Origin of the sequence: Streptomyces durhamensis (assembly GCF_000725475.1) — a bacterium.
In the GTDB taxonomy this organism is placed as follows: Bacteria; Actinomycetota; Actinomycetes; order Streptomycetales; family Streptomycetaceae; genus Streptomyces; species Streptomyces filipinensis.
This window is the reverse complement of record NZ_JNXR01000002.1, coordinates 277,586-303,280: the sequence shown is the minus strand read 5'-3', so window position 1 is coordinate 303,280 and position 25,695 is coordinate 277,586. Positions and strand designations below refer to the sequence as shown.

Genomic DNA, 25,695 nt, shown 5'->3' with positions numbered 1-25,695 from the left:
GCGCGGGGCCCGAAACCTTTCGCCGACCGGGCCGTGCCGACCAGCTGATACTGGATCCGCACGGTTCCGGTCCGATGTCTGGAGTCCGGACATGACCAGCACCACCGCAGAGACAGCCATAGCCACGGGTACGACCTCCGAGGTCGAGCTGCTCATCGGCGGGATGACCTGCGCCTCCTGCGCCGCCCGGGTGGAGAAGAAGCTCAACCGGATGGAGGGCGTCAGCGCCACCGTCAACTTCGCCACCGAGAAGGCGAAGATCGCCTTCGGCGAGGGTGTCCGGGTGGCCGACCTCATCGCCACCGTGGAGAAGACGGGCTACACCGCCGAGGAACCCGCGCCGCCCCGGCCCGAACCCGTGGCGGCCCCGCAGGCCCCCGAGCAGGATCCCGAACTCGGCGCGCTGCGTCACCGCCTGCTCGTCTCCGCGCTGCTCGCCGCGCCCGTGGTCCTGCTCGCGATGATCCCGGCGCTGCAGTTCGACAACTGGCAGTGGCTCTCCCTCACGCTCGCCGCGCCCGTCGTCGTCTGGGGCGGCGCGCCCTTCCACAGGGCCGCCTGGACCAATGCCCGGCACGGCGCCGCCACCATGGACACCCTGGTCTCGGTCGGCACGCTGGCCGCGTTCGGCTGGTCACTGTGGGCGCTGTTCTTCGGTGACGCGGGCATGCCCGGCATGCACGACGCGTTCCGCCTCACCGTCTCGCGGATGGACGGCGCCTCCACCGTCTATCTGGAGGTCGCCGCCGGAGTCGTCGCGCTGATCCTGCTCGGCCGCTATCTGGAGGCCCGCTCCAAGCGGCGCGCCGGAGCGGCCCTGAAGGCGCTGATGGAACTGGGCGCCAAGGACGTGGCGGTGCTGCGGGACGGCCGCGAGATCCGGGTCCCTGTGTCGTCCCTGGCCGTCGGCGACCGGTTCGTCGTACGACCCGGCGAGAAGATCGCCACGGACGGCACGGTGACCGAGGGTGTCTCCGCCGTCGACGCGTCCATGCTGACCGGCGAGTCGGTGCCGGTGGACGTCGCCCCGGGCGACCGGGTCACCGGCGCCACGGTCAACGCGGGCGGCCGGCTGGTCGTCGAGGCCACCCGGGTCGGCGCCGACACCCAGCTCGCCCGGATGGCGAAGCTGGTGGAGGACGCGCAGAACGGCAAGGCCGAGGTGCAGCGGCTGGCCGACCGGATCTCGGCCGTGTTCGTGCCCGTGGTCATCCTCATCGCCCTCGGCACCTTCGGCGTCTGGCTGGGCGTCACGGGCGACACCGCCGCCGCGTTCACCGCCGCCGTCGCCGTCCTGATCATCGCCTGCCCCTGCGCGCTGGGCCTCGCCACGCCGACCGCGCTGATGGTCGGCACCGGCCGCGGCGCCCAGCTCGGCATCCTCATCAAGGGCCCCGAGGTCCTGGAGTCCACGCGCCGCGTCGACACGGTCGTCCTCGACAAGACCGGCACGGTCACCACCGGCCGGATGACGCTCCAGCAGGTGTACGTCGCCGACGGCGAGGACGAGAAGGAGCTGCTGCGCCTCGCGGGCGCCCTGGAGCACGCGTCCGAGCACCCCGTCGCGCGCGCCGTCGCCGCGGGCGCGGAGGAGCGGGCCGGCAGGCTCCCCCGGGTGGAGCATTTCGAGAACGTCCCCGGGCGGGGCGTACGCGGGCGCGTGGACGGCCGTGAGGTGGCCGTGGGGCGCCTGTACGACGAGCTGCCGCAGGAGCTGGCCCGCGCGGCCCGCGAGGCCGAGCAGGAGGGCCGTACGGCCGTCGTGGCCGGCTGGGACGGCCGGGCCCGCGGCATCCTCGCCGTGGCCGACGCGGTCAAGGAGAGCAGCGCCGAGGCGGTGCGGGAACTGCGCGCGCTGGGCCTGCGGCCGGTGCTGCTCACCGGGGACAACCGCACGGTCGCCGAGGCGGTCGCCCGCACGGTCGGCATCGACTCCGGGGACGTGTTCGCCGAGGTGCTCCCCGAGGACAAGGTCGATGTCGTACGACGGCTGCAGCGCGAGGGGCGGGCCGTGGCCATGGTCGGTGACGGCGTCAACGACGCGGCCGCGCTCGCCACCGCCGATCTGGGTCTCGCCATGGGCACCGGCACCGACGCGGCGATCGAGGCCGGCGATCTGACGCTGGTGCGCGGGGACCTGCGCGTGGCCGCCGACGCCATCCGGCTGTCCCGGCGGACCCTGGCCACCATCAAGGGCAACCTGGTGTGGGCCTTCGGCTACAACGTGGCCGCGCTGCCGCTGGCCGCCGCCGGGCTGCTCAACCCGATGATCGCCGGCGCGGCGATGGCCTTCTCCTCGGTCTTCGTGGTGACCAACAGTCTGCGGCTGCGCCGGTTCCGCTGAAGTCCCGGGGGGTTACCGGCGGTTCACCGACAGCTGAAGTGGGAGACCCCCTGGAGTCCTGCGCGAGCCTCACATAAGCTCTTCACAAGGCTCGCGCATCATCCTTACGCTTGGGCTCCGATCGCCGTATCGGGGCTCTTGCGCACCTAAAGGACATATGCAAGAGACGCAGATCACAGTGATGCGAACGTAACCATCGAAGGGGTTCGAAGGTCTAAGTTGGCGATGTCGGTTCGGCGTCTTGGGGGGCGTCGATCGGCATCTGGGGATGTCTTGGGGGACTTCCTCAGAGATGCGTTGCCGGGGCACGCACACCGGGAAGCTTTGAGCGGCCCTCCCGCGTGCGTTGTCCCGGCAGATCGCACCGCATCACTGGGGCAGGACGAGTTTTGCTCGTTCTGCTCACAGACAGCGATTCAGGCGCTGTCCTCTCCGAGCGCCCGGCCGGATCCCGTGGGGGGAATCCGCACCGGGACATGGGAAGGCGCCCTGGTCGTCGGCCCGTGGGGGGACCGGCGTCTCAGGGCGCCTTCTGCATTCCGTTTCCGCTTCGGGGCAGCCTCCGCTTGAGAGGCAGGCTCCGCTTCGGGGCCGGCCCCCGCTTCAGAGACAGCCTCCCCTTCGGGGCCGGCCCCTGGCCCGGGGCTCGCCTGCGGCTCAGAGCCCCCCTCCGACTGAGGGCCCGCCCATGGGGCAGGCCCTGTCGCCCGGCGGTTCTGCAGCCATCCAGCAGGCCGGCACCGGCCGACGGGGCACCACCCGAGCGGCGCCCGCACCGGCAGGTGTCAGCGCTCCTCGACCGGCACGAAGTCGCGCAGCTCCACGCCCGTGTAGATCTGGCGCGGGCGGCCGATGCGCGAACCCGGCTCCTTGATCATCTCGGTCCACTGGGCGATCCAGCCCGGCAGGCGGCCGAGGGCGAACAGGACCGTGAACATCTCGGTCGGGAAGCCCATGGCCCGGTAGATCAGACCGGTGTAGAAGTCGACGTTCGGGTAGAGGTTGCGCGAGACGAAGTAGTCGTCGGAGAGCGCGTGCTCCTCCAGCTTCAGCGCGATGTCCAGCAGCTCGTCGCTCTTGCCGAGCGCGGAGAGGACGTCGTGCGCGGCGGCCTTGATGATCTTGGCGCGCGGGTCGAAGCTCTTGTAGACCCGATGGCCGAAGCCCATCAGACGGACGCCGTCCTCCTTGTTCTTCACCTTGCGGATGAAGGAGTCGACGTCGCCGCCGTTGGCCTGGATGCCTTCCAGCATCTCCAGCACGGACTGGTTGGCGCCGCCGTGCAGCGGACCCCACAGGGCGCTGATGCCGGCCGAGATCGAGGCGAACATGTTGGCCTGCGAGGAACCGACCAGGCGGACCGTCGAGGTCGAACAGTTCTGCTCGTGGTCGGCGTGCAGGATCAGCAGCTTGTCCAGCGCCGCGACGACCACCGGGTCCAGCTCGAACTCCTGCGCCGGGACCGAGAAGGTCATCCGCAGGAAGTTCTCGACGTAGCTGAGGTCGTTGCGCGGGTAGACGAACGGGTGGCCGATCGACTTCTTGTACGCGTACGCCGCGATCGTCGGAAGCTTGGCGAGCAGGCGGATGGTGGAGAGGTCGCGCTGGCGCTCGTCGAACGGGTTGTGGCTGTCCTGGTAGAAGGTGGACAGCGCCGAGACGACCGAGGACAGCATGGCCATCGGGTGGGCGTCGCGCGGGAAGCCCTTGTAGAAGTTCTTGACGTCCTCGTGCAGCAGGGTGTGCCGCGTGATGTCGTTCTTGAACGTCGTCAGCTCGTCGACGGTGGGCAGCTCGCCATTGATCAGCAGGTACGCCACCTCGAGGAAGGTGGAGCGCTCGGCCAGCTGCTCGATGGGGTAGCCGCGGTAGCGGAGGATGCCCGCCTCGCCGTCGAGGTAGGTGACGCCGGATTTATAGGCGGCCGTGTTGCCGTAACCGCTGTCCAGAGTCACCAGACCGGTCTGGGCGCGGAGCTTCCCGATGTCGAAGCCCTTGTCACCGACGGTGCTGTCGACCACCGGGTAGGTGTACTCGCCGTCGCCGAACCGCAGTACTACAGAGTTGTCGCTCACGTCTTCCCTCACCGACGTAGTGCCTCATCTTCGAGGTGCCCTGACTGTCTCTACCATCCCCCATTTGGCTCAGGAGAGTGCACTCGGGGTCGACCATTGGGCCTATCGGCGGCACTCAGTGCCGCCAACCTGCTCATCCTGCCCCCTCCGAACGGCATCTGGAAGTGCTCTGTGACCTTCACGACTCATTTGATCGATCATTTTTTGTGATGCCGCCCGCCAGCCGTACGAGGCGGTTACGCCAGCCTGAAGTCGAGCGCCGTGCACCGCCGTCCGGCCGACACCGTGCGCACCGCCTGTCCGATCGCCTTCCGCGAACCGACGAGGACGACCAGCCGCTTGGCCCGGGTGACCGCCGTGTAGAGCAGGTTCCGCTGGAGCATCATCCATGCTCCGGTCGTGACGGGAATCACCACAGCGGGATATTCACTCCCCTGTGAACGGTGGATGGTCACCGCGTACGCATGGGCCAGTTCGTCCAGTTCGTCGAATTCGTACGGAACCTCCTCGTCCTCGTCCGTCAGCACCGTCAGGCGCTGGTCGACCGGGTCGAGCGAGGTGACGACGCCGACGGTGCCGTTGAAGACACCGTTCTTCCCTTTCTCGTAATTGTTGCGAATCTGGGTGACCTTGTCGCCGACGCGGAAGACCCGGCCTCCGAACCGCTTCTCCGGCACATCGGGCCGGCCGGGCGTGACGGCCTGCTGCAGCAGCCCGTTGAGCACGCCCGCCCCGGCCGGCCCCCGGTGCATCGGCGCGAGCACCTGCACGTCCCGGCGCGGGTCCAGCCCGAACCTGGCCGGGATCCGCCGTGCGGCCACGTCCACCGTGAGCCGCCCAGCCTCCTCGGTGTCGTCCTCGACGAAGAGGAAGAAGTCCTTCAGCCCGTCGGTGAGCGGATGCTGACCGGCGTTGATCCGGTGCGCGTTGGTGACGACGCCGGACTCCTGGGCCTGCCGGAAGACCCGGGTGAGCCGGACGGCGGGAAGGGGGCTCCCGTCGGCGAGCAGATCCCGCAGGACCTCGCCGGCGCCGACGCTGGGCAGCTGGTCGACGTCTCCCACGAAGAGGAGGTGCGCTCCCGGGGGCACGGCCTTGACCAGCTTGTTGGCGAGCAGCAGGTCCAGCATGGAGGCCTCGTCCACGACGACGAGGTCGGCATCGAGCGGCCGGTCCCGGTCATAGGCGGCGTCCCCGCCGGGCCTCAGCTCCAGCAGCCGGTGCACGGTGGAGGCGTCGGCGCCGGTCAGCTCGGCCAGCCGCTTGGCGGCGCGCCCGGTCGGCGCGGCGAGCAGCACCTTGGCCTGCTTGGCGCGGGCCAGCTCCACGATCGAGCGGACCGTGAAGGACTTGCCGCAGCCGGGTCCGCCGGTGAGGACGGCGACCTTCTCGCTGAGCGCGAGCCGCACGGCGGCTTCCTGCTCGGGGGCGAGTTCGGCGCCCGTGCGGCCCTTCAGCCAGCCGAGCGCCCTGCCCCAGTCCACGTCCCGGAAGGCGGGCATCCGGTCCTGGTCGGTCCGCAGGAGGCGCAGCAGCTGGGAGGCGAGGGACAGCTCGGCGCGGTGGAAGGGGACGAGGTACACGGCGGTGACGGGTTCGCCGGCGGCACCGTCCGGCCCGGGCACCTTCTCGCGTACGACGCCCGGGTCCGCGCCGTCCTCTCCCGGCTCGGCCAGCTCCGCGAGGCACTCGATGACCAGTCCGGTGTCGACGGCGAGCAGCTTCACGGCGTCGGAGATCAGCCGCTCCTCCGGCAGGAAGCAGTGCCCCTGGTCGGCGGACTGGGAGAGGGCGTACTGCAAGCCGGCCTTGACCCGCTCCGGGCTGTCGTGCGGGATGCCGACGGACTGGGCGATCTTGTCGGCGGTCAGGAAGCCGATGCCCCAGACGTCGGCGGCGAGCCGGTAGGGCTGCTCCTTGACGACCGAGATCGACGCGTCGTCGTACTTCTTGTAGATCCGCACGGCGATGGACGTGGACACCTCGACGGTCTGGAGGAAGAGCATGACCTCCTTGATCGCCTTCTGCTCCTCCCAGGCGTCGGCGATCTTCCCGGTCCGCTTGGGGCCGAGACCGGGGACTTCGATGAGGCGCTTCGGCTCCTCCTCGATGACGCGGAGGGTGTCCAGCCCGAAGTGCTGCGTGATCCGGTCGGCGAACACCGGCCCGATGCCCTTGACCAGGCCGGATCCCAGATAGCGCCGGATGCCCTGGACGGTGGCGGGCAGGACGGTCGTGTAGTTCTCGACATGGAACTGCTTGCCGTACTGCGGGTGCGACCCCCAGCGGCCCTCCATCCGCAGCGACTCCCCGACCTGGGCGCCGAGCAGCGCGCCGACGACCGTGAGGAGGTCACCGCCGCCCCTTCCGGTGTCGACCCGGGCGACCGTGTAGCCGTTCTCCTCGTTGGCGTACGTGATGCGCTCCAGCACGCCTTCGAGCACGGCGAGCCGCCGCTCGCCGCTCTGGGTCCCCGCCTGTTGAGCCATGATCCGACGGTACCGGTGGGGTCTGACAACGCGCGCTGTTACTGTCCGTACCCATGTGGGGGAGCTACAGAGCAGACGCCGTCGGGGAGTTCCAGTCCCGCGTCGCGGCCGCCGTCGCGGACACGCCGTACCGGATGCGCCCGACGGGCCAGGGATTCGAGCTGACCGTGGACGTACCGGGCCCGGAGCGGCGGGTGCACACCTACCGTGTCGTGCTGCGTCAGCAGGAGAGGGCCTTCACGATGACGGACGTCGTGCGCACCACCGGGTACGGGGCCGGTCCGGACGGCGCCCGGCCGGGCAAGGCGGTCTCCGTCGGCCGGAGCGTGTACATCGTCAAGGGTGCGAACGTGGACGGCACGGGGCGCTACCGCTTCTCGTCCGCCGACGGCCACCGCCTGATCCGGGGCGTGGCCGAGGAGCTGGGGTGGCGGGAGCTGCGCCCCACGAGCGTGAAGGTCGCCATCGGCTTCGGCATCTTCGGCGCCGTGATCTGCCTCGGCACGCTCATCGCCCTCGCCGTCGTCTTCCGGCCCTGACGGGTCCCCGTCCGCCACGACCCCGAAGCTGGGTCTGTCCCTGTCCGCCCTGAACAACCCCTTCTTCGTGCAGATCCGGGCCGGCGCCCAGGCGGAGGCGGACAGGCGGGGCGTGGAACTTCCAGCGCGCCAAGGCGCTCGACGTGATGTCGAACCTGCTCCAGGCCCACCCGGACGTGCAGGGCGTCATCGCCGCCAACGACGAGATGGCGCTCGGCGCCAAGGCCGGCCGGCCGGTCCAGGTGGTCGGCTTCGACGGCACCCCGGACGGGCTCACGGCGGTGAAGGACGGCACGCTGTACGCGTCGGTCGCCCAGCAGCCGACGCAGTGGGGGCGGATCGCCGTGGACAACGCGCTGAACGCGGTCCAGGGCAAGAAGGTGGAGTCGACGGTGAAGGTGCCGGTGAAGGTGGTCGCGAAGGACGACGTGGCCGGTTTCAGCGGCTGACAACGACGGACGGGCGGGCCTGCCCCGGAGAGTCTTCCGGGGCAGGCCCGCCTGAGGTCATCTCTCTGGGGAGTCAACTGATGTACGACTACGACCTGCTGGTCGTTGGTTCGGCCAACGCCGACCTGGTGATCGATGTCGAGCGGCGGCCGGCCGCCGGGGAGACGGTGCTCGGCGGTGACCTGGCCGTCCACCCCGGCGGCAAGGGCGCCAACCAGGCGGTCGCCGCCGCCCGGCTCGGCGCGGGTACGGCCCTGCTGGCCCGGGTCGGTGACGACGGTCACGGCCGGCTGCTGCTGGACTCCCTGCGCGCGGCCGGCGTCGACACGGTCGGCGTGCTGGTGGGCGGGGCGCCGACCGGCGTGGCGCTGATCACCGTGGACCCCTCCGGGGACAACAGCATCGTGGTGTCACCGGGTGCCAACGCCCGGCTCGCCCCGGCGGACGTCCGGACGGCGGTGAGCCTGTTCCTCGCCTCCCGGGTGGTGTCGGCACAGCTGGAGATCCCGCTGGAGACCGTCGTGGAGGTCGTACGGACCCTGTCCCCGGGCAGCCGCTTCGTGCTGAACCCGTCTCCGCCGCGGCCCCTGCCCGGCGAGGTGCTCGCGGCCTGCGACCCGCTGATCGTCAACGAGCACGAGGCGCGGGTGATCCTCGGCGAGGCCTGCGTGAGCGAGGAACCGGCCGACTGGGCGCGCCTGCTGCTGGCCAAGGGACCGCGCTCGGTGGTGGTGACGCTGGGCGCGCAGGGGGCGCTGGTGTGCGACGACCGGGGGGTGACACGGGTGGCGTCGGTGCAGGTGGACGCAGTGGACACCACGGGTGCCGGGGACGCGTTCGCGGCCGCGCTGGCCTGGAAGCTGGGCGCGGGCGCCCCGCTGACGGAGGCGGCGGCCTACGCGGCGCGGGTGGGTGCGGCGGCCGTGACCAGGCGGGGCGCGCAGGCGTCGTACCCGACGGCGGCGGAGGTCGACGCCCTGTGAAGAAGGCGGGGATCCTCAACCGCCGGCTGGCCGGTGCCCTGGCCGAGCTGGGCCGGCACCGGCGAGGCCCGGCCGTGCGCCGATGTGCCGCTGCGGTGGGGGGTGTTCTTCCAGGCCGGCCCCCGGACCGGCCCCGTGCGGCAGCGGCCCCCGCCTCTCCGTGCCCGACGGCCCGTCCGCCAAGTACGCCCTGGAGCTGAGCACTTCCGCTGGAGGCAGCACGGTAAAGGCCGTCTGAGGAGGTCCCACCCGCTCTTGCCAAAACGGAACTTGCTCGTGAATGATCTCGCCCGGCGGACGTGGTGAGCTGACGGTGGTCTGTGGCCCTCTCACTGCCACACACCCGCCCCACCATCGAGGCGACCACTTACATCAGCTTTCATCAGCACAAATCTCAGGGGGAACCATGTCTGCCCAGGATGCCATGGGCGCATCAAGCGTGCCGGATGCGCGGGCGGCGCAGGTGGAGGAACGTCCGCAGCCGCCCGCCCGGTCCCAGGGCAACGCCATGGCCGGCTGGATCCTCACCATCGCGCTGAACGTGGCGGCGCCGATCCTCACCTACAACGCCCTGCGTGACCAGGGGTGGAGCGAGTTCGCCGCGCTGCTGGCGAGCAGTGCCTGGCCGGTGCTCGACAGTGCCGTGCACCTCGCCTGGCGGCGCCGCCTCGACGAGTTCGCCGTCGTGACCCTGGTGTTCCTGGTCATCACGGCTGTCGTCTCTCTCGTCGGCGCCCACTCGGCCCGGGCCCTCCTGATCAAGGACTCGGCCATCACCGGTCTCTTCGGCCTGCTGTGCCTGGTGACGCTGCTGGCGCCGCGCCCGCTCATGTTCTACTTCGGCCGCAAGTTCGCCACCGACGGCACCGCCGCCGGCACCGCCTGGTGGAACGGGCTGTGGGAGTTCGAAGGGTTCCGCACGACCATGCGGACCATGACGGCGGTCTGGGGCGTGGCCTACTGCCTGGAGGCGGGCGGCCGCATCGCGCTGTCGTACGCGCTGAGCACCGACACCATGGTGAGCCTCAGCCCGGTCCTGATCTACGGCGTCCTCGGCGCCCTCATCCTGTGGACGGTCATGTACAGCAAGCGGGCCCGGCGCAGGGGCGAGGAGCGAGCCGCCGCGGCCGCCGCGGCAGCCGCCCAGGGCTAGGCCCGCCGCGCCCGTGCCGAGGGGCGTGCCCCGGTCGTCGGACCGGGGCACGCCCCTCGGCGTTTCTAGGGCTGCCGGCGGGGCTCGGGGCCGGACAGCACGATGCCCCAGGTGTCGCCCTTCCCGATCCGCACCGTGAGTTCCTGGGTGCGGCGCGGGCCGGAGAAGCGCAGGACCACGTCCTGGCGTACGGAGCCCTCGTCGCGGAAGTCGGCGCTCACCTCGTCGCGGGCGGCCTTGCCGTAGGCCCTGATCCAGGCGCGGGCCGCCGGACCCGCGTCGCCGCCCTCGGTGTTCAGGGCGGCGACGGCGTCGGCGTCCCCGTCGGCGAGACGCCAGACGAGCTTCTGCACCGTTTCCAGGCTGCCCGTGCTGGGGTGGCCCGTGACGCGCAGCGGCGGGTGGTTGGCGTAGTCCGTCTGGTAGTCCGGGCTGTCCTGTCCGCCCGCGCAGGCCGTCAGGGCGGCACTGAGCGCGAGCGTGACCACCGCGGCCCCCGTCAGCTTCGGTCGCATCGGCCGGCACCTCCTCCTTCGTCCACGTGAAGAGGACGAAGCCGGCGGGACCGGAGTTCCTGGGGTGCCCTAGGAAGGACCCGGTGCGACGTGTTCGGCGAAGCGTGCCGCCGTCTCCGCCAGCACCTCCCTGCCGTCGCGCGCCCACAGGCCCTCGTTGAACAGCTCGACCTCGATGGGGCCGGTGTAGCCGGCGGCCTCCACGTACCCCGCCCACTCGCGCATGTCGATCGCGCCGTCCCCGATCTGGCCCCGGCCGTTGAGGACGCCCTCGGGCAGCGGTGTGACCCAGTCGGCCAGCTGGAAGCTGTGGATACGGCCGCCCGCCCCCGCCCGTGCGATCTGCGCCGGCGCCTGGTCGTCCCACCAGATGTGGTAGGTGTCCACGGTGACCCCGACCTGGTGCGCGGGGAAGCGTTCGGCCAGGTCCAGGGCTTGGGCGAGGGTGGACACCACGCAGCGGTCGGCGGCGTACATCGGGTGCAGGGGCTCGACGGCCAGGCGGACGCCGTGGTTCTCGGCGTACGGCGCGAGTTCGGCCAGGGCGTCGGCGATGCGTTCGCGGGCCGCCCGCAGGTCCCTGGTACCGGGCGGGAGACCACCCGAGACCAGGACCAGGGTGTCGGTCCCGAGGGTGGCCGCCTCGTGCACCGCGCGGCGGTTGTCCGCCAGCGCCTCAGCCCGTTCGGACGGGTCGATCGCCGTGAGGAAGCCGCCCCGGCACAGGGTCGTCACCGTCAGGCCCGCGTCACGGATCAGCTTCGCCGTCGCGTCCACGCCGTACGCCTGGACCGGTGCGCGCCACAGGCCCACCTGGCCGATGCCCGACTCTGCGCAGGCCTCGGCCAGTTCGGGCAGCGACAGCTGCCGCACCGTCATCTGGTTGATGCTCAGCCGCGGCGGACCGGCGTTCACCGGGCGACTCCGTACAGGGCGAGCAGGTTCTTCATCCGTTCCTCGGCGAGTTCGGGCTCCGGGAACAGGCCGAGGCCGTCGGCGAGTTCGTAGGCGCGGGCCAGGTGCGGGAGGGAGCGGGCCGACTGGAGGCCGCCGACCATGGCGAAGTGTGACTGGTGGCCCGCGAGCCAGGCGAGGAGCACCACGCCGGTCTTGTAGAAGCGGGTCGGCGGCTGGAAGAGGTGCCGGGACAACGCGACCGTGGGATCGAGGAGTTCACGGAAGCCGGCCGTGTCCCCGGTGTCCAGGACCCGTACCGCCTGTGCCGCCAGGGGGCCCAGCGGGTCGAAGACGCCGAGCAGGGCGTGGCTGAAGCCCTGGCCGTCGCCCGCGATCAGCTCGGGGTAGTGGAAGTCGTCGCCGGTGTAGCAGCGCACGCCGTCGGGCAGCCTGCGCCGCAGGTCGATCTCGCGCCGGGCGTCCAGGAGGGAGACCTTGACGCCGTCGACCTTGTCCGGGTGCGCGGCGACGAGCTCCAGGAGCACCTTGGTCGCCGCGTCGAGGTCGCCCGATCCCCAGTAGCCCTCCAGGGCCGGGTCGAACATCGGGCCGAGCCAGTGCAGGATCACCGGCTCGGCGCACTGGCGCAGGAGGTGGCCGTAGATCTCCAGGTAGTCCTCGGGGCCGGCGGCGGCAGCGGCCAGCGCCCTGGACGCCATCAGGATGACCTGGGCGCCCGCTTCCTCGACGACCGCCAGCTGTTCCTCGTAGGCCGCGCGGATCTGGGCCGGGGAGGCGTTCCCGATCTGGTCGGTGCCGACTCCGCAGGCGATCCGGCCGCCGGCCGGCCTCGCCTCCGCGGCCGAGCGGCGGATCAGCTCGGCCGCGCCCGCCCAGTCCAGGCCCATGCCGCGCTGGGCGGTGTCCATCGCCTCGGCGACGCCGAGTCCGTGGGACCACAGGTGGCGGCGGAAGGCGAGGGTGGCGTCCCAGTCGACGGCGGCGGGCGAGTCGGGGGACACGTCGGCCCAGGGGTCGGCGACGACGTGGGCCGCCGAGAAGACCGTACGGGAGGTGAAGGGGGCGCCGGGGGGGAGCACGAGCGGTGCGGGACGGGGCTCGTAGGTGCGCAGGGTGCCGTCGGCGGCGGGGAGTCGGATGGTCACAGGGCGATCTCCGGTACCTCGATGCGGCGGCCCTCGGCGGAGGACTTCAGGCCCAGCTCGGCGAGCTGCACACCGCGGGCGCCGGCCAGCAGGTCCCACCGGTAGGGGGCGTCGGCGTAGACGTGCTTGAGGAACAGCTCCCACTGGGCCTTGAAGCCGTTGTCGAAGTCCTCGTTGTCCGGCACGTCCTGCCACTGGTCGCGGAAGACCTCCGTGACGGGGGCGTCGGGGTTCCAGACCGGCTTGGGGGTCGCGGAGCGGTGCTGCGCGCGGCAGCCGCGCAGGCCCGCCACCGCCGAGCCCTCGGTGCCGTCGACCTGGAACTCGATCAGCTCGTCGCGGTTGACGCGCACGGCCCAGGAGGAGTTGATCTGGGCGACGGCCCCGCCGTCGAGTTCGAAGATGCCGTAGGCGGCGTCGTCGGCGGTGGCGTCGTAGGGTTTGCCCTGTTCGTCCCAGCGCTGCGGGATGTGGGTGGTGGCGAGGGCCTGGACGGACCGCACGCGACCGAACAGCTCGTGCAGGACGTACTCCCAGTGCGGGAACATGTCGACGACGATGCCCCCGCCGTCCTCGGCCCGGTAGTTCCAGGAGGGGCGCTGGGCCGGCTGCCAGTCGCCCTCGAAGACCCAGTAGCCGAACTCGCCGCGCACGGAGAGGATCCGGCCGAAGAAGCCGCCGTCGATCAGCCGCTTCAGCTTCAGCAGGCCCGGCAGGAAGATCTTGTCCTGGACGACGCCGTGCCTGATGCCCTTCCGGTGGGCGAGGCGGGCGAGTTCGAGGGCTCCCGTGAGGCCCGTCGCCGTCGGCTTCTCGGTGTAGACGTGCTTGCCCGCGCCGATCGCCTTCTTGAGCGACTCCTCGCGGGCGGAGGTGACCTGGGCGTCGAAGTAGAGGTCGACGGTCGGGTCGGCGAGCACGGCGTCGACGTCGGTGGAGACGTGCTCCAGGCCGTGCCGTGCGGCGATCTGGGCCAGGGCGTGCTCGCGGCGGCCGAGCAGGATCGGCTCCGGCCACAGCACGGTGCCGTCGCCGAGGTCGAGGCCGCCCTGTTCGCGCAGGGCGAGGACCGACCGGACGAGGTGCTGGCGGTAGCCCATGCGCCCGGTCACGCCGTTCATGGCGATACGCACCGTCTTGCATGTCACGTCAGTTCCCTTCGCACAGCTCCGGCATGAGTGCAGCAAGCGCTTTCTATCCGATCCGAAGCTAGCCCCTGGACAGGGGTCCGTACAAGACCGTGTCCCCTTCGAGTTGTTCGAGGGGGCGAACAAACGAGGACCATGGCTTTAAGGTCTGCTGGAAGATCTGCTCGGAACCAGGAGCGGGGTCTGGCTGTCTACGAGGGCGTACGACACGATGCACGACCGGAGGACGACGACATGACGGTGACACTGGCGGATGTGGCGGCCCGCGCCCAGGTCTCCCCCGCGACGGTGTCGCGCGTGCTGAACGGCAACTACCCGGTGGCCGCCTCGACGCGCGAGCGGGTGCTGCGGGCCGTGGACGAGCTGGACTACGTCCTCAATGGCCCGGCGAGCTCCCTGGCGGCCGCCACCTCCGACCTGGTCGGCATTCTCGTCAACGACATCGCCGACCCGTTCTTCGGGATCATGGCGAGCGCCATCCAGGCCGAGATCGGCGGGCCGGGCGGCCGGGCGGGTGGCGAGCGGCTCGCGGTCGTCTGCAACACGGGCGGCTCGCCGGAGCGGGAGCTGACGTATCTCACCCTGCTGCAGCGGCAGCGGGCGGCGGCCGTGGTGCTGACCGGCGGGGCCGTGGAGGACGCGCCGCACGCGGCGGCGGTCGCGGCGAAGCTGCGCAAGCTCACGGAGGCCGGGACCCGGGTGGTGCTGTGCGGACGGCCGCCGGCGCCCGACACCGGCTCGTTCGCCCTCGCCTTCGACAACCGGGGCGGCGCCCACCGGCTGACCGAGCACCTCCTCGGCCTCGGCCACCGCCGCCTCGGCTACATCGCGGGCCCCGAGGAGCGCACGACGACCCGGCACCGCCTGGAGGGTCATCGGGCGGCGCTGGCCGCGGCGGGCGTCGAGGACGACCCGCGCTGGACGGTGCACGGGCGCTACGACCGTCAGTCGGGTTACGAGGCCACGGTGGAGCTGATGCGCCGCGATCCGTCGCTGACGGCGGTCGTGGCCGCGAACGACTCCGTCGCGCTGGGGGCGTGCGCGGCGTTGCGGGAGTCGGGGCTGCGGATCCCGGCGGATGTGTCGGTGGCCGGCTTCGACGACCTGCCGTTCAGCGTGGACGCGGTGCCCGCGCTGACGACCGTGCGGTTGCCGCTGGCGGAGGCGGGGGCGCGTGCCGGGCGGATCGCCATGGGGCGGGAGGAGCCGCCGCCGGGGGGTATCGCGACCGTCCGCGGGGAGCTGATGGTCCGGGGGTCCTCAGCGGTTCCCCGCGCCTGAGCCGCCCGCAAGGGTTTCCCGGCGGCCCACCTCTGCACGGCCATCCCTTCACGATCGGCCGCTCACCGCCGACCGGTCGCTGCCCCTCTCCGGCTGCCGGCCGTTCGCTGCCGGCCGCTCACTGCCACTCTTTGACTGCCGGCGGTTCGCTGCCGGCCAGGGCACTGCCGGCCTTTCACTGTCGCCCTTCGGCTGCCGGCCACTCACCGCCGACCACCGGTCGCTGCCGCTCGCTCCTTGGGCTGCCGGACGTTCACCGATGGTCGGGGAGGGAGCGGCCCAGCAGGGGGAGGGGGGCCTCGCCGCGGCGTCGGTCGCGGTACCAGCGCTTTCCGGTGTCGTACGCCCGCCGGGCCCGGCGGGCCGCGGCGATCTGGGTGGCGAGGTGGACCTGGTAACGCCAGGGGTGCTGGCGGCCCTGGCGTACCGACATGGCGTAGGCGAAGGAGACCGGGTCGCGGTCCAGGTAGTCGTCCAGCTGCTCGAACCAGGCCATGCTGGAGCGCGCCGCGGCCTGGACGGGGTGGAGTTCCGCGCGCCGGTGCCGGTCGTACTCGCGCAGCGCCACCCGTGGATCCGGGTACCGCGCGAGGGCGTGGGCCAGCACGATCGCGTCGATCATCGCCAGGCGGGTCCCGGAGCCCAGCGTGAAGTGCGTGGTGTGGGCGGCGTCGCCGGCGAGGACGAGGTTGCCGTCGGTGTCGTCGTACCACGTCGTGTTGCTGAGGTGCTGGAAGCGCTGCCACTTCGCCGGTTCGCCGCGTGAGCTGCTGATCAGGCTGTGGCCGTCGAGGGCGCGGTGGAAGATCTTCTCCAGCAGGGGCAGGGCGTCCTCCGGCTCCAGCGTGTCGAGGCCCAGGCCCTGCCAGGTCTGCGGTGAGCACTCCACGATGCAGGTGCTGATCCGTCCGCGGACCGAGGGGTAGGCGTGGAACCAGATCCAGCCCGCCGGGGTCTCCTCGAAGTCGAACACGAAGCTGTCGAACTGCCGGTCCGTGCCCAGCCAGAGATAGGGGTTGCGGCCGGTCTCCACCCGGGTGCCGAAGTGCTCGGCACGGCTCTGCCGGAGCCGGCTGCCCGCGCCGTCGGCGGCCACGATCAGGTCGGCCTCCGGCAGGTCGGCGGGGTCCTCCAGCCGCTGTCCGTGCCGGACGTCGACGCCGAGTGCCCGGGCGCGCCGGGTCAGGACGTCCAGCAGGGCCGCGCGGCCCATGCTGTAGCCGTAGCCGCCGAAGTACGCGGTGCCGTCGTGCCGGCTGCCGTGCAGACGGATCTCCTGGTCCTGCCAGAGCACGGAACCGGCGCTCACCGCGCGTGCGCTCTCGGGGTCGTTGCGGTGCAGGATGTCCAGCAGGTCGTTCCAGTACACGACACCCCAGCCGTACGTGGCCTCCGGGGGGTCGCGCTCGATGACGGTGATCTCGTGTCCGGCGTCCCGCAGCTTCGCGGAGATGGAGAAGTACAGCCCGGCCGGGCCTCCGCCCACGCAGACGATCCTCATCAGGTCCCACCGCCTTCACGGCCACGGGGCCCGGGGCCCCTGCGTCACCACACCGCGGATGTCGTCACATGGATCCGGGCGCCCCTTGGGTCGGGCACCCGGATCCGCTGTCGCTGTCAGTGGGCGGCAATCACGACGGTCGACTCAGTAGTCGTCGTCGTCATCGCCCCAGCCCCAGCCACCGTGGTCTCCTCCTCCGTGATCGCCGTGGTCGCCTCCGCCGTAGCCGCCGTGGTCGCCTCCGCCGCCGTAGCCGCCTCCGCCGTGGTCACCTCCGCCGCCGTAGCCGCCTCCGCCGCCGTGGTCGCCTCCGCCGCCGCCGTTGTCATAGGCGACGACGTGGTCGGGGGCCGCAGCGGTGGTGGCTGCACTGACGGCTCCTGCACCGGCGGCGATGGCGAGGATCGGCGCCGAGCAGACCGCGATGGCCACTCTCTTGATGCGGGTGGTGTGCGCGCGCATGATGAGCCCCTCTCCGAGGGTGTGGATGATTTCGACGGCCTCGACGGGCCGTCAGTCTGCGCTCGGAGCCTGCGCGTAGCTCCGCGCGCCCTCTCGCCGCCCGCGATGCGTTTCGGCGGCGGGTCGTCACGTCCGGTACAGAACGGATATCTGTGACGTTTGTTCTTAAATTACGACGCAAACGCGACGAAGTCAAAAGGAGTGGCGGCGGAGGCGGAATGTGTGGGTGCAGCCCCAACTCCCCACCGAACCAGCGGTTTCCCGTCGTCTCCACAACGGATTCCCAGCTGTGGACGAGGACGTACCCCGGGTCTACGCTCGGAGCGACGGCATCTCTGACTAAGTCAAACATCCGGGGCGATCATGACTGTCCAGGACGTCCGCGCCTTCAACCGCTTCTACACCGGCGTCCTCGGCGCCCTCGACCACGGCCGCCACCTCTACGCCCCGTACACCCTCACCGAATCCCGTGTGCTGTACGAACTCGCCCAGGTCCCGCACCTGGACGCGGCCGACCTGCGCACCCTGCTCGGCCTGGACGCGGGGTATCTGAGCCGGATCCTCAACAAGTTCGAGGACGCGGGGCTGATCGACCGCAGCCCCTCCGACAGCGACCCACGCCGGCGGCGGGTCCGGCTCACCGTGCCGGGCCGGGAGGCCGCCGGAGTGCTGGACGAGCGGGCCCGGGAGACGGTCGGGGCCCTGCTCGACACCGTGGCCCCGGCCGACCGGCCCCGGCTGGCGGAGGCCATGCGGACCATCCGGGACCTCCTCGGCGCGGAGCGCGCCCGGTCCGGCGCGGTGGTGCTGCGCGAGCCGCTCCCCGGCGACCTGGGCTGGATGGTGCAGCGCAACGCCGCACTGTACGCGGCCGAGTACGGCTGGAACGCCGACTACGAGGGACTGGTCGCCCGGATCGTCGCCGACTTCGCGCAGGACCACGACCCGCATCTGGAGCGGGTGTGGATCGCCGAGGCGGGCGGCCGGCCGGTGGGGTGCGTGATGTGCGTACGGGACGACGCGCCCGGCACCGCGCGGCTGCGGCTGCTGCTCGTGGAACCCGAGGCACGCGGGAGCGGCATCGGCGAGCGGCTGGTGCGGGCGGTGATCGACTTCGCGCGCGGGGTGGGCTACCGCGAGCTGGTGCTGTGGACCAACGACGTGCTGGGCGGCGCCCGCCGCATCTACCAGCGGCACGGCTTCGTCCTCGCCGCCGAGCGGCCGCACCGCTCCTTCGGCAAGGATCTGATCGGCCAGGACTGGCGGCTGGATCTGCACGGACCGGGCGTGTGACGAGTAGGGTCCGCCCCATGAAGCTGGCGTTCTCCACTCTCGGTGTCCCCGGCCTGCCCGTCCCGGAGGTCCTCGCGCTCGCGACCGCGCACGGCTACCACGGCGTCGAACTGCGTGCCCATCCAGAGGAGCCGGTGCACCCCGGCCTCTCCCCCGCCGAACGCGCCGACACGGCCGCCCTGTTCAAGACGGCCGGGGTCGAGGTGCTGGGCGTCGCCGGGTACGCGCGCGTGGCCGCGCCGGGTGACGACGCGCCCGTACTGGCGGAGCTTAGGGGCCTCCTCCACCTCGCCCACGACCTGGGCGCGCCCTTCGTCCGGGTCCTCCCCGGCGCCGACCCCGACCGCCCCCGCGAGGAGTCCGACGCGCTCGCCGCCCGGCGGCTCGGCACCGCCGCCGAGGACGCCGCCGCGCTCGGGGTGCGGATCCTGCTGGAGACGCACGACTCGCACCGCACCGGCGCCGCCGCGATCCGGATCCTCGGCCCGGTCGGACACCGGCAGGTCGGCGCGCTGTGGGACGTGATGCACACCTGGCTGGGCGGCGAGCAGCCCTCCGACACCTACGCCGCGCTCGCTCCGCACCTGGGATATGTGCAGGTCAAGGACATCGCGTCGGCCGACGACACGGTGCCGCTGCCGCTGGGCGCGGGGGTACTGCCGCTCACCGAGTGCGTGGATGTGCTCCTGCGGCACGGCTGGGACGGCTGGCTGTGCTGGGAGTACGAGAAGCGGTGGTACGAGTCGGCCGCGCCGCTTCCGGGATTGCTGGGTGCGGGCCGGGAGCACTTGTTGCGCCTGCTGGGCGAGGCCGCCTGAGAACCGGCCACGAGCTCGCTGCCGCGGGGCCGTTGCCGGGTACGGATCCGTCGTGGCTCCTCGCGCGCATCCCCGCGCCCCTTGCCGGCGTTGCCCCGGTCCCCGGTTAATTCGGTGGCCGGGGTGGGGGTGCCTGGTTAGCCTCCCCCGGTGATCCAGCCGTTCATCGACACACGTCCGCTCCGCACCTCGCCCGCCTTCCGGCGGCTGCTGATCGGGCGGACCGTGTCCACTCTGGGCGGGTTCATGACCATGGTGACGGTCATGTTCCAGGTGTGGGACGTCACCCGCAGCACGGCGTGGACCGGCGCGGTCGGGCTCGCGCAGGCGCTGCCGCTGGTGGTGTTCGGCCTGTTCGCGGGGGCCTGGGTGGACCGGGCGGACCGGCGGCGCGTCTATCTGGCGGCGACCGTCGGGCAGGCGGCCTGTTCCCTGCTGCTGGCCGTGCAGGGGTTCACCGGGCACGTCCCGGTGCCGGCCGTACTCGCGCTGGTCGCCGTGCAGGCGGCGTTCGGCGCGCTCGGCGCCCCGGCGGCCGGGGTCTTCGTGCCGCGGCTGCTGCCCAGGGACCAGGTGGCCGCCGGGCTGGCCCTCAACCAGATCACCGGCCAGTCGATGATGCTCCTCGGCCCCGCGCTGGCCGGCGTGCTGCTGGGCCGGCTCGGCATCGGCACCTGCTACCTGCTGGACGCCCTCAGCTTCGGCCTCGCCTTCCACGGGGCCTTCGGGCTGCCCGCGCTGCCGCCGCAGGGCGAGCCGTCGCGGGCGGGCCTGCACGGGGTGCTGGACGGGCTGCGGTTCCTGGCCGGCCACCGGGTGGTGCGCGGCGCGCTGATCACCGACCTCGCCGCGACCGTACTGTCCTTCCCGGTCAGCCTGTTCCCGCTGGTCAACGCCGAACGGTTCGGCAACGACCCGCGCACCCTCGGCCTGTTCCTGTCGGCTCTGGCGGTGGGCGGCATCGCGGCGACGGCCCTGTCGGGCGCCGTGACCCGGCTCGGCCGGCCGGGTCCGGTCATGCTGGGCGCGGCGGCCGTCTGGGGTGCCGCGCTGGTCGTGTTCGGGCTGACGAGCGACCCGTGGGCCGGTCTCGCCCTGCTCGTCGTCGCGGGCGCCGGGGACGCCGTCTCGGTCGTCTCCCGGACCACGATCGTGCAGACCCGCACCCCGGACGCGCTGCTCGGCCGGGTCACGGCGGCCGAGCAGATCGTCGGCCAGGCGGGTCCCAGCCTCGGCAACGTGCGCGGCGGCCTGGTCGCGGGCTGGACCACCGGGGCGACCTCCCTGATCTCCGGCGGTCTGCTGTGCCTGCTGGCGGTGGCGGCGGTCGCCGCGACGACACCCGAGCTGCGGGACGGCGCCGCGGTGCCGGCGGACTGAGCCCCTGAAGCGCCGCGCCGCCCGGCGGGACGACGGCGTCCGAGCGAGCTCGCGCCGAGCGCCCCGCGAACGCCGGCGCCCGCCCGTGTGCGCTCAAATCCCTCTGGTGCGCCACCAGTTGCTCCGATAGCTTCCGGCGCACATGTGTCTCACAACAGTCACACAGGGGAGAGTGCGCATGCACAAGGCGCTCAGATGGCTGCTGGCGCTCGCGGTGTTCCTGGGAACGCTGAGCGGCACGGCGGCCGGCGCGGCCACCGCCGCACGGTCCGGGCCCACCGACATCAGGGACCGGCTGCTGTCCATACCGGGCATGAGCCTGATCGAGGAGAAGCCGTACCCCGGCTACCGCTACTTCGTCCTGAACTACACCCAGCCGGTCGACCACCGCCACCCGGACCGCGGCACCTTCCAGCAGCGGATCACCGTCCTGCACAAGGACACCAGCCGCCCGACGGTCTTCTACACCAGCGGCTACAACGTCTCCACGACCCCCTCGCGCCGCGAGCCCACGCAGATCGTGGACGGCAACCAGGTCTCCCTGGAGTACCGCTTCTTCACCCCGTCCCGCCCCGACCCGGCCGACTGGTCCAAGCTCGACATCTGGCAGGCGGCCAGCGACCAGCACCGCGTGTTCGAGGCGCTGAAGCCGGTCTACGGCGGCCGCTGGCTCGCCACCGGCGCCTCCAAGGGCGGGATGACGGCGACGTACTACGAGCGTTTCTACCCACGTGACATGGACGGGGTCGTCGCCTACGTCGCCCCGAACGACGTCGTCGACAACGAGGACTCGGCCTACGACCGCTTCTTCACCACCGTCGGCACCAAGGCGTGCCGGGACCGGCTGAACGCCGTGCAGCGCGAGGCGCTGGTGCGCCGGGGTCCGCTGGAGAAGCGGTACGCGCGGTACGCCGCCGACAAGGGGTACTCCTTCGACACCATCGGCGGGCTGGACAAGGCCTACGAGGCGGTCGTCCTCGACTATGTGTGGGGCTTCTGGCAGTACAGCCTCCTGAAGGACTGCGACACGGTCCCGGCGGACGCGGCCACGGCGAGCGACGAGGAGATCTGGAAGTCGGTCGACACCATCTCCGGCTTCTCCGCCTACACCGACCAGGGCCTCGCGCAGTTCACGCCGTACTACTACCAGGCGGGCACCCAGCTCGGCTCGCCGACCATCCACTTCCCGTACATCGAGCGGAAGCTGATCCGCTACGGCTACCAGCCGCCGCGCGCCCTCGTGCCGCGCTCCGTCCCGATGCGGTTCCAGCCGCACGCGATGCGGGACGTGGACACGTGGGTCCGCCGCCATGCGGCGCACATGCTCTACGTGTACGGCCAGAACGACCCCTGGGGTGCGGAGCGGTTCCGGCTCGGCTCGGGCGCGCGGGACTCCTACGTCTTCACGGCGCCCGGCATGAACCACGGCGCGAATGTGGCGGGCCTGGTGCCGGACCAGAAGTCCCTCGCCACCGAGCGCATCCTGCGGTGGGCCGGCGTATCCCCGGCCGACGCCGCCCGGGCGAAGCCGTTGGCCGCGTACGACGCCCAGCTGGACGGCCGGGATCCCGAGCGCGAGCCCGCGCTGCGGCCGTAGGCGGGGGCGGGCCCCGGCGACGGTGCGTTCGGCACCGCCGGGTTGCGCGGTCGCGGCCCCGGGTCGTTCACACCCGCCGGGCGCAGCCCACCGGCCTGCTCCCGCCCAGCTCGACGTACAGCACCGTCGAGGCCGGGCAGTCGTCCCGCTCCGCGGTCGCCCTGGTGATCCGGTACTGGGGCCGGTGTCCGCCCGAGCCGTCGCAGGGCGTCTCGCGGACCTGGCCCGCACCGGAGGCGTACACGCAGTCGCCGGGGATCGTGCGCGGGCCGCCCCCGCCGCCGGGGTCGCCCGGATGCGGGGGCTCCAGGTCGCGCATGCACGCGTATCCCTGGGCGACGGCGCCGTCCCCGTCCTCGTCGCCGGTCGCGGCCCGGGCGCTGATGTGCAGCACGAAGTCGGTCGTCGCCGGGCACGAGGGGCCGTCGGCGGCCACGCCGTCGTAGCGGGCGACGACCCTGGCCGCCGCCCGCTCGCTCGTGCAGGGCACCTCGGTGAAGCTGGTCGTGCCGAAGGAGCTGCACCCGCCGACCGCGAGGAACTCGGCGCCGTAGCCGCTGGTCGTGGCCGGGGTGGGGCGGGCGTCGCCGACGGGGGTGCCCGCCTGGCCCCGGCAGCCGGTCAGCAGCGCGGCCAGCAGCAGGCACGCGAGTCCTGCGGCACCCTTCCCACGCATGGCAACCCCCCTGACACCCCGGTCCAGCGTGACCCTTGGCAGCGCGGCCACGCCAGACATTCGGGAGGGTTTCCGCCCATGGGGGGTATTGCGCCCGGTGTGTGGCGTACGGCTAGTACGTCAGCCCGTGCCCGATCGGGTACAGCACCTGCGTGGGGTCGTCGGCCCGCTGCACCGGCACCGGCAGCCTGCCGCGCGGCGCCACGTGTCCGGCGATCACCCGTGCGGCGGCCCGCACTTCGACGTCCGTCCAGCCGTAGGACGCCAGGCAGGCCTTCACGGCGGGGAGCTGGGCCACGTCGTAGGGGTTGCGGACGGCGAGGGCCACCAGCGGGCTGCCGGCGGTCAGCAGGTGTTCCACCAGCGTCTGCTGGGCACTGCCCGGCGTCACGTTGTACGTCGCCACGATCACCGCGTCCGCGTCCTGCGCGGCCGTGACCGCCTTGGCGATGGTCGCGGCGGAGGGGGAGGTGCCGGTGGACAGGGCCGTGGCGGTGAAGCCCAGTTCGGTGAGGGCGGCCGCCAGCACGCCGGTGGGCGGGCCGGTGGTGCCGGAGGGGGAGTCCGGGTCCGCGCCGACGACCAGGAGGCGGGGCGCGGTGCGGCTGTCGAGGGGCAGGGTGCGGTCCTCGTTGACCAGCAGGGTGGTGGTCCGCTCGGCGATCTTGTCGGCGGTGGCCAGGTGCGCCTTGGTGCCCACCGTGTGCTCGATGCGGGTCCGGTCGGTGTGCGGGTCGTCGAGCAGGCCGAGCCGGGCCTTCAGGCGCAGGATGCGCAGGATCGATTCATCCAGGCGGGACTCGGTGAGCTCGCCGTCCTGGACGGCCTGCAGTACGGCGTTCCAGGCCACGTCGAGGGAGGGCGGGTTGAGCAGCTGGTCGACGCCGGCCTTCAGCGCGAGCACCGGCACCCGGTCGTCGCCGTACTTGGTGCGGACGCCCTCCATGCCGAGGGAGTCGGTGATCACGACCCCGTCGTAGCCGAGTTCGTCCCGCAGGATGCCGCTGAGGATCCGTGGGGAGAGGGTGGCCGGGTCGCCGGAGTCGTCCAGCGCCGGGAACTGGATGTGCGCGGTCATGATGGAGTCGATGCCGGCGGCGATCGCGTCCCGGAACGGAACGGCGTCCAGCCTCTCCCACAGCTCCCGGCTGTGCGTGATGACGGGGAAGCCGGTGTGGCTGTCGACGGCGGTGTCGCCGTGGCCCGGGAAGTGCTTGGCGGTGGCCGCGACCCGGGACTCCTGATAGCCCTTCACCTCGGCCGCCACCAGTGCGGCGACCGCCTCCGGGTCGGCGCCGAACGACCGTACGCCGATGATCGGGTTGGCCGGGTTGACGTTGACGTCGGCGTCCGGGGAGTAGTCCTGGTTGATGCCCATCGCGCGCAGCTCGGCGCCGGAGATCCGGCCGAGGGTGCGCGCGTCGGTACGGGAGCGGCCGGCACCGATGGCCATCGCGCCGGGGAAGAGGGTCGCGGGCTTGCCGACCCGGCAGACCGCGCCGTGCTCCTGGTCGGTGGCGATGAGCACCGGCAGGCCGCGCGGCTGGTCCAGGGAGGCCTGCTGGATGCCGGCGGAGAGGTCCGCGATCTGGTACGGGTCGCGGGTGTTGTGGGCCCAGGTGAAGTAGATGATCCCGCCGACGCGGTACTTCGCGATCAGCTCGGCGGCCGTGCGGACGCCGATCTCCTTGAGGTTGGCGTCGATGTCGGCCTGGTCGGGGGCGGTGGCGGAGTGGCCGTAGACCCGCATCACGAAGAGCTGGCCGACCTTCTCCCGCAGCGTCATCCGGGAGATCAGGGGGCGCAGCCGGCGGTCCTCGCCGGGTGCGGCGGCGCGGGCGGCCGTCGGTACGGTCAGCGCGGCGGTGAGGCCCGCGGTGGCGGCGAGGACGGCGCGTCTGGACGGTCTGCTGGTGTCGGACACGTGCGCTCCTTCCAGAGGAGAACCGCTGAAGGAAACTTCCGAGAGGTCACCAATATCCGGGAGGTTTCTTTCCGTCAAGGGAAAGCACAGTAACCGGAGAAGAGGCCGCCACCGGCGCATTGAGGGGGGCGCGCCGATGGCGACGGGCTGTCGGCCGGATGCGGCGGAGAGGGTGAGTCGGCGCTCGCCGCCAGGCGTACGGGCCGACACCGCACCACGGAGGCTCGTCCGGCAGCCCGGCCCTTTGGACGGGCGCGGGACGGGGCCGGTTCCCCGCCGCCCGGTGTCCCGGTTTCATGGACTTCGCGTCCCGGCGGACGGCCGGACCGCCCTCGCGCGGCCGTGCCCGCGCTCGCCGGGGCCGGCGTCCCGCGCCGCGAGATCCAGCCCGGCACGTGCGCCCCGGCGCCGGGGTCAGGGCCGACGGCCCCGGCTGCGTCCGCACGACGTTCCCGCAGCTCCCCGAGACGTTCGCCCGGCTGCGGCACACGGGGTGACCGGGCGGACCGTCAGCACAGGATCCAGCCCGAGTTGGCCGACCCGTGCGACCCCACCGAGCCCTTGACCCACACACAGCGACGGCCGGCGTGGACCGTCACCGGGCCCGCGAGGTGCTGGTAGCGGCCCTTGTCGACGACCGGCCGGCCGCCGCGGACCTGGACGCTGACGGACATCGTCTGCGTCGAGCCGGGGTGCCGCGCGACGGTGACGGCGCAGACATAGCCGTCCCGCTTGTAGACGTGCGTGACCCCGCTGCTGAACGGCAGGGTCCGCACCTCGCGCCCGGCACAGCCGCCGACCGTGCTCGCCTCGGCGGTGCCGGAGGTCACGAGGCCGAGCACTCCGGTCGCGGCCAGCACCGCCGCACCGAGCGCCAGGCGCCGGCGTATCCCACCACTGTCCACTGTCGTCCTCCCCCTCACGCGGTCGCACACCCCCGGATGCCGTACTGATGTACGGACGCACGACGTATGTCGGATGGTTGCACGACCGTCAGCGGCACGC

General features: G+C 72.2%; 20 protein-coding genes and 1 pseudogene. 10 read left to right on the top strand and 11 right to left on the bottom strand.

The genetic code is table 11. The features are described from left to right. Positions 1-91: 91 nt before the first annotated feature. Positions 92-2,344, top strand: coding sequence for a heavy metal translocating P-type ATPase (locus IO33_RS0103110; protein WP_031159840.1), 2,253 nt, complete (start codon positions 92-94; stop codon positions 2,342-2,344). A gap of 785 nt (positions 2,345-3,129) precedes the next feature. On the opposite strand, the gene IO33_RS0103105 is transcribed toward IO33_RS0103110, so the two are convergent. Together IO33_RS0103105 and recD2 are read right to left on the bottom strand one after the other, a co-directional pair. After that, complete coding sequence (locus IO33_RS0103105) at positions 3,130-4,419, bottom strand: citrate synthase (protein WP_031159838.1); 1,290 nt, start codon at positions 4,417-4,419, stop codon at positions 3,130-3,132. A gap of 236 nt (positions 4,420-4,655) precedes the next feature. Then, positions 4,656-6,908 carry an SF1B family DNA helicase RecD2 gene (gene recD2 / locus IO33_RS0103100; protein WP_031159835.1) on the bottom strand — a complete coding sequence of 751 codons (2,253 nt, stop codon included), beginning with the start codon at positions 6,906-6,908 and terminating at the stop codon, positions 4,656-4,658. Positions 6,909-6,961: 53 nt separating this feature from the next. Here recD2 and IO33_RS0103095 point away from each other — a divergent pair, with 53 nt between their 5' ends. The 4 genes and pseudogenes from IO33_RS0103095 to IO33_RS0103080 all read left to right on the top strand — a co-directional run bounded on the left by IO33_RS0103095 (position 6,962) and on the right by IO33_RS0103080 (position 10,032). Further along, a complete protein-coding gene (locus IO33_RS0103095; RefSeq protein ID WP_031159833.1) occupies positions 6,962-7,447 on the top strand; it encodes a hypothetical protein in 486 nt (161 codons plus the stop codon). Between the two features lie 116 nt (positions 7,448-7,563). Then, positions 7,564-7,896 (top strand): annotated as a pseudogene (locus IO33_RS0103090) (substrate-binding domain-containing protein); the annotation flags it as partial. Positions 7,897-7,976: 80 nt separating this feature from the next. Continuing rightward, the gene (locus IO33_RS0103085) at positions 7,977-8,879 is read left to right on the top strand and encodes a ribokinase (RefSeq protein WP_031159828.1); all 903 of its coding nucleotides are present in this window, start codon (positions 7,977-7,979) and stop codon (positions 8,877-8,879) included. A 406-nt stretch (positions 8,880-9,285) separates the two neighbouring features. Beyond that, positions 9,286-10,032, top strand: a complete 747-nt coding sequence (locus IO33_RS0103080; protein WP_031159826.1) for a VC0807 family protein — start codon at positions 9,286-9,288, stop codon at positions 10,030-10,032. 65 nt (positions 10,033-10,097) lie between these two features. On the opposite strand, the gene IO33_RS0103075 is transcribed toward IO33_RS0103080, so the two are convergent. The 4 genes from IO33_RS0103075 to IO33_RS0103060 form a co-directional block, all read right to left on the bottom strand. Next, a complete protein-coding gene (locus IO33_RS0103075; RefSeq protein ID WP_031159824.1) occupies positions 10,098-10,547 on the bottom strand; it encodes a hypothetical protein in 450 nt (149 codons plus the stop codon). A 69-nt stretch (positions 10,548-10,616) separates the two neighbouring features. Next, the gene (locus IO33_RS0103070; RefSeq protein ID WP_051926376.1) at positions 10,617-11,426 is read right to left on the bottom strand and encodes a sugar phosphate isomerase/epimerase family protein; all 810 of its coding nucleotides are present in this window, start codon (positions 11,424-11,426) and stop codon (positions 10,617-10,619) included. A 32-nt stretch (positions 11,427-11,458) separates the two neighbouring features. Further along, positions 11,459-12,610 carry a dihydrodipicolinate synthase family protein gene (locus IO33_RS0103065; protein WP_031159820.1) on the bottom strand — a complete coding sequence of 384 codons (1,152 nt, stop codon included), beginning with the start codon at positions 12,608-12,610 and terminating at the stop codon, positions 11,459-11,461. Next, on the bottom strand, positions 12,607-13,758 hold the full coding sequence (locus IO33_RS0103060; RefSeq protein WP_031159819.1) for a Gfo/Idh/MocA family protein: 1,152 nt from the start codon (positions 13,756-13,758) through the stop codon (positions 12,607-12,609). The genes IO33_RS0103065 and IO33_RS0103060 overlap by 4 nt, the downstream gene beginning before the upstream one ends. A gap of 234 nt (positions 13,759-13,992) precedes the next feature. Between IO33_RS0103060 and IO33_RS0103055 the strand changes: the two genes are divergently transcribed. Continuing rightward, positions 13,993-15,039 (top strand): LacI family DNA-binding transcriptional regulator, encoded by a 1,047-nt coding sequence (locus IO33_RS0103055; RefSeq protein ID WP_031159818.1) that lies wholly within the window; start codon positions 13,993-13,995, stop codon positions 15,037-15,039. 253 nt (positions 15,040-15,292) lie between these two features. Here IO33_RS0103055 and IO33_RS0103050 read toward each other — a convergent pair whose 3' ends face one another. Together IO33_RS0103050 and IO33_RS51635 are read right to left on the bottom strand one after the other, a co-directional pair. Beyond that, complete coding sequence (locus tag IO33_RS0103050) at positions 15,293-16,540, bottom strand: FAD-dependent monooxygenase (RefSeq protein ID WP_031159816.1); 1,248 nt, start codon at positions 16,538-16,540, stop codon at positions 15,293-15,295. A 144-nt stretch (positions 16,541-16,684) separates the two neighbouring features. Then, positions 16,685-17,002, bottom strand: a complete 318-nt coding sequence (locus IO33_RS51635) for a hypothetical protein (protein WP_107069209.1) — start codon at positions 17,000-17,002, stop codon at positions 16,685-16,687. A gap of 363 nt (positions 17,003-17,365) precedes the next feature. Here IO33_RS51635 and IO33_RS0103035 point away from each other — a divergent pair, with 363 nt between their 5' ends. The 4 genes from IO33_RS0103035 (at position 17,366) to IO33_RS0103020 (ending at position 22,090) form a co-directional block, all read left to right on the top strand. Continuing rightward, a complete protein-coding gene (locus tag IO33_RS0103035) occupies positions 17,366-18,295 on the top strand; it encodes a bifunctional helix-turn-helix transcriptional regulator/GNAT family N-acetyltransferase (protein WP_031159812.1) in 930 nt (309 codons plus the stop codon). A 17-nt stretch (positions 18,296-18,312) separates the two neighbouring features. Then, positions 18,313-19,113 carry a sugar phosphate isomerase/epimerase family protein gene (locus IO33_RS0103030; protein WP_031159810.1) on the top strand — a complete coding sequence of 267 codons (801 nt, stop codon included), beginning with the start codon at positions 18,313-18,315 and terminating at the stop codon, positions 19,111-19,113. A gap of 150 nt (positions 19,114-19,263) precedes the next feature. After that, positions 19,264-20,493, top strand: a complete 1,230-nt coding sequence (locus IO33_RS0103025; protein ID WP_031159808.1) for an MFS transporter — start codon at positions 19,264-19,266, stop codon at positions 20,491-20,493. 178 nt (positions 20,494-20,671) lie between these two features. Further along, the gene (locus tag IO33_RS0103020) at positions 20,672-22,090 is read left to right on the top strand and encodes an alpha/beta hydrolase family protein (protein ID WP_031159805.1); all 1,419 of its coding nucleotides are present in this window, start codon (positions 20,672-20,674) and stop codon (positions 22,088-22,090) included. A gap of 67 nt (positions 22,091-22,157) precedes the next feature. On the opposite strand, the gene IO33_RS0103015 is transcribed toward IO33_RS0103020, so the two are convergent. From IO33_RS0103015 to IO33_RS0103005, 3 genes are all read right to left on the bottom strand, one after another. Further along, positions 22,158-22,766 (bottom strand): hypothetical protein, encoded by a 609-nt coding sequence (locus IO33_RS0103015; RefSeq protein WP_031159803.1) that lies wholly within the window; start codon positions 22,764-22,766, stop codon positions 22,158-22,160. A 112-nt stretch (positions 22,767-22,878) separates the two neighbouring features. Then, the gene (locus tag IO33_RS0103010; RefSeq protein ID WP_078963252.1) at positions 22,879-24,810 is read right to left on the bottom strand and encodes a glycoside hydrolase family 3 protein; all 1,932 of its coding nucleotides are present in this window, start codon (positions 24,808-24,810) and stop codon (positions 22,879-22,881) included. Positions 24,811-25,199: 389 nt separating this feature from the next. Further along, on the bottom strand, positions 25,200-25,595 hold the full coding sequence (locus IO33_RS0103005; RefSeq protein ID WP_031159799.1) for a hypothetical protein: 396 nt from the start codon (positions 25,593-25,595) through the stop codon (positions 25,200-25,202). Between the last annotated feature and the right edge of the window lie 100 nt (positions 25,596-25,695).

Excerpts from the sequence above, each read along its gene's own strand:
- IO33_RS0103015 (WP_031159803.1), bottom strand. The coding sequence starts at position 22,766 with ATGCGTGGGAAGGGTGCCGCAGGACTCGCGTGCCTGCTGCTGGCCGCG.
- IO33_RS0103075 (WP_031159824.1), bottom strand. The coding sequence starts at position 10,547 with ATGCGACCGAAGCTGACGGGGGCCGCGGTGGTCACGCTCGCGCTCAGT.
- IO33_RS0103035 (WP_031159812.1), top strand. The coding sequence starts at position 17,366 with ATGACTGTCCAGGACGTCCGCGCCTTCAACCGCTTCTACACCGGCGTC.
- IO33_RS0103080 (WP_031159826.1), top strand. The coding sequence starts at position 9,286 with ATGTCTGCCCAGGATGCCATGGGCGCATCAAGCGTGCCGGATGCGCGG.
- IO33_RS0103085 (WP_031159828.1), top strand. The coding sequence starts at position 7,977 with ATGTACGACTACGACCTGCTGGTCGTTGGTTCGGCCAACGCCGACCTG.
- IO33_RS0103010 (WP_078963252.1), bottom strand. The coding sequence starts at position 24,810 with ATGCGCCGGTGGCGGCCTCTTCTCCGGTTACTGTGCTTTCCCTTGACG.
- IO33_RS0103095 (WP_031159833.1), top strand. The coding sequence starts at position 6,962 with ATGTGGGGGAGCTACAGAGCAGACGCCGTCGGGGAGTTCCAGTCCCGC.
- IO33_RS0103050 (WP_031159816.1), bottom strand. The coding sequence starts at position 16,540 with ATGAGGATCGTCTGCGTGGGCGGAGGCCCGGCCGGGCTGTACTTCTCC.
- recD2 (WP_031159835.1), bottom strand. The coding sequence starts at position 6,908 with ATGGCTCAACAGGCGGGGACCCAGAGCGGCGAGCGGCGGCTCGCCGTG.
- IO33_RS0103030 (WP_031159810.1), top strand. The coding sequence starts at position 18,313 with ATGAAGCTGGCGTTCTCCACTCTCGGTGTCCCCGGCCTGCCCGTCCCG.
- IO33_RS0103070 (WP_051926376.1), bottom strand. The coding sequence starts at position 11,426 with ATGACGGTGCGGCAGCTGTCGCTGCCCGAACTGGCCGAGGCCTGCGCA.
- IO33_RS0103055 (WP_031159818.1), top strand. The coding sequence starts at position 13,993 with ATGACGGTGACACTGGCGGATGTGGCGGCCCGCGCCCAGGTCTCCCCC.
- IO33_RS0103110 (WP_031159840.1), top strand. The coding sequence starts at position 92 with ATGACCAGCACCACCGCAGAGACAGCCATAGCCACGGGTACGACCTCC.
- IO33_RS51635 (WP_107069209.1), bottom strand. The coding sequence starts at position 17,002 with ATGCGCGCGCACACCACCCGCATCAAGAGAGTGGCCATCGCGGTCTGC.
- IO33_RS0103020 (WP_031159805.1), top strand. The coding sequence starts at position 20,672 with ATGCACAAGGCGCTCAGATGGCTGCTGGCGCTCGCGGTGTTCCTGGGA.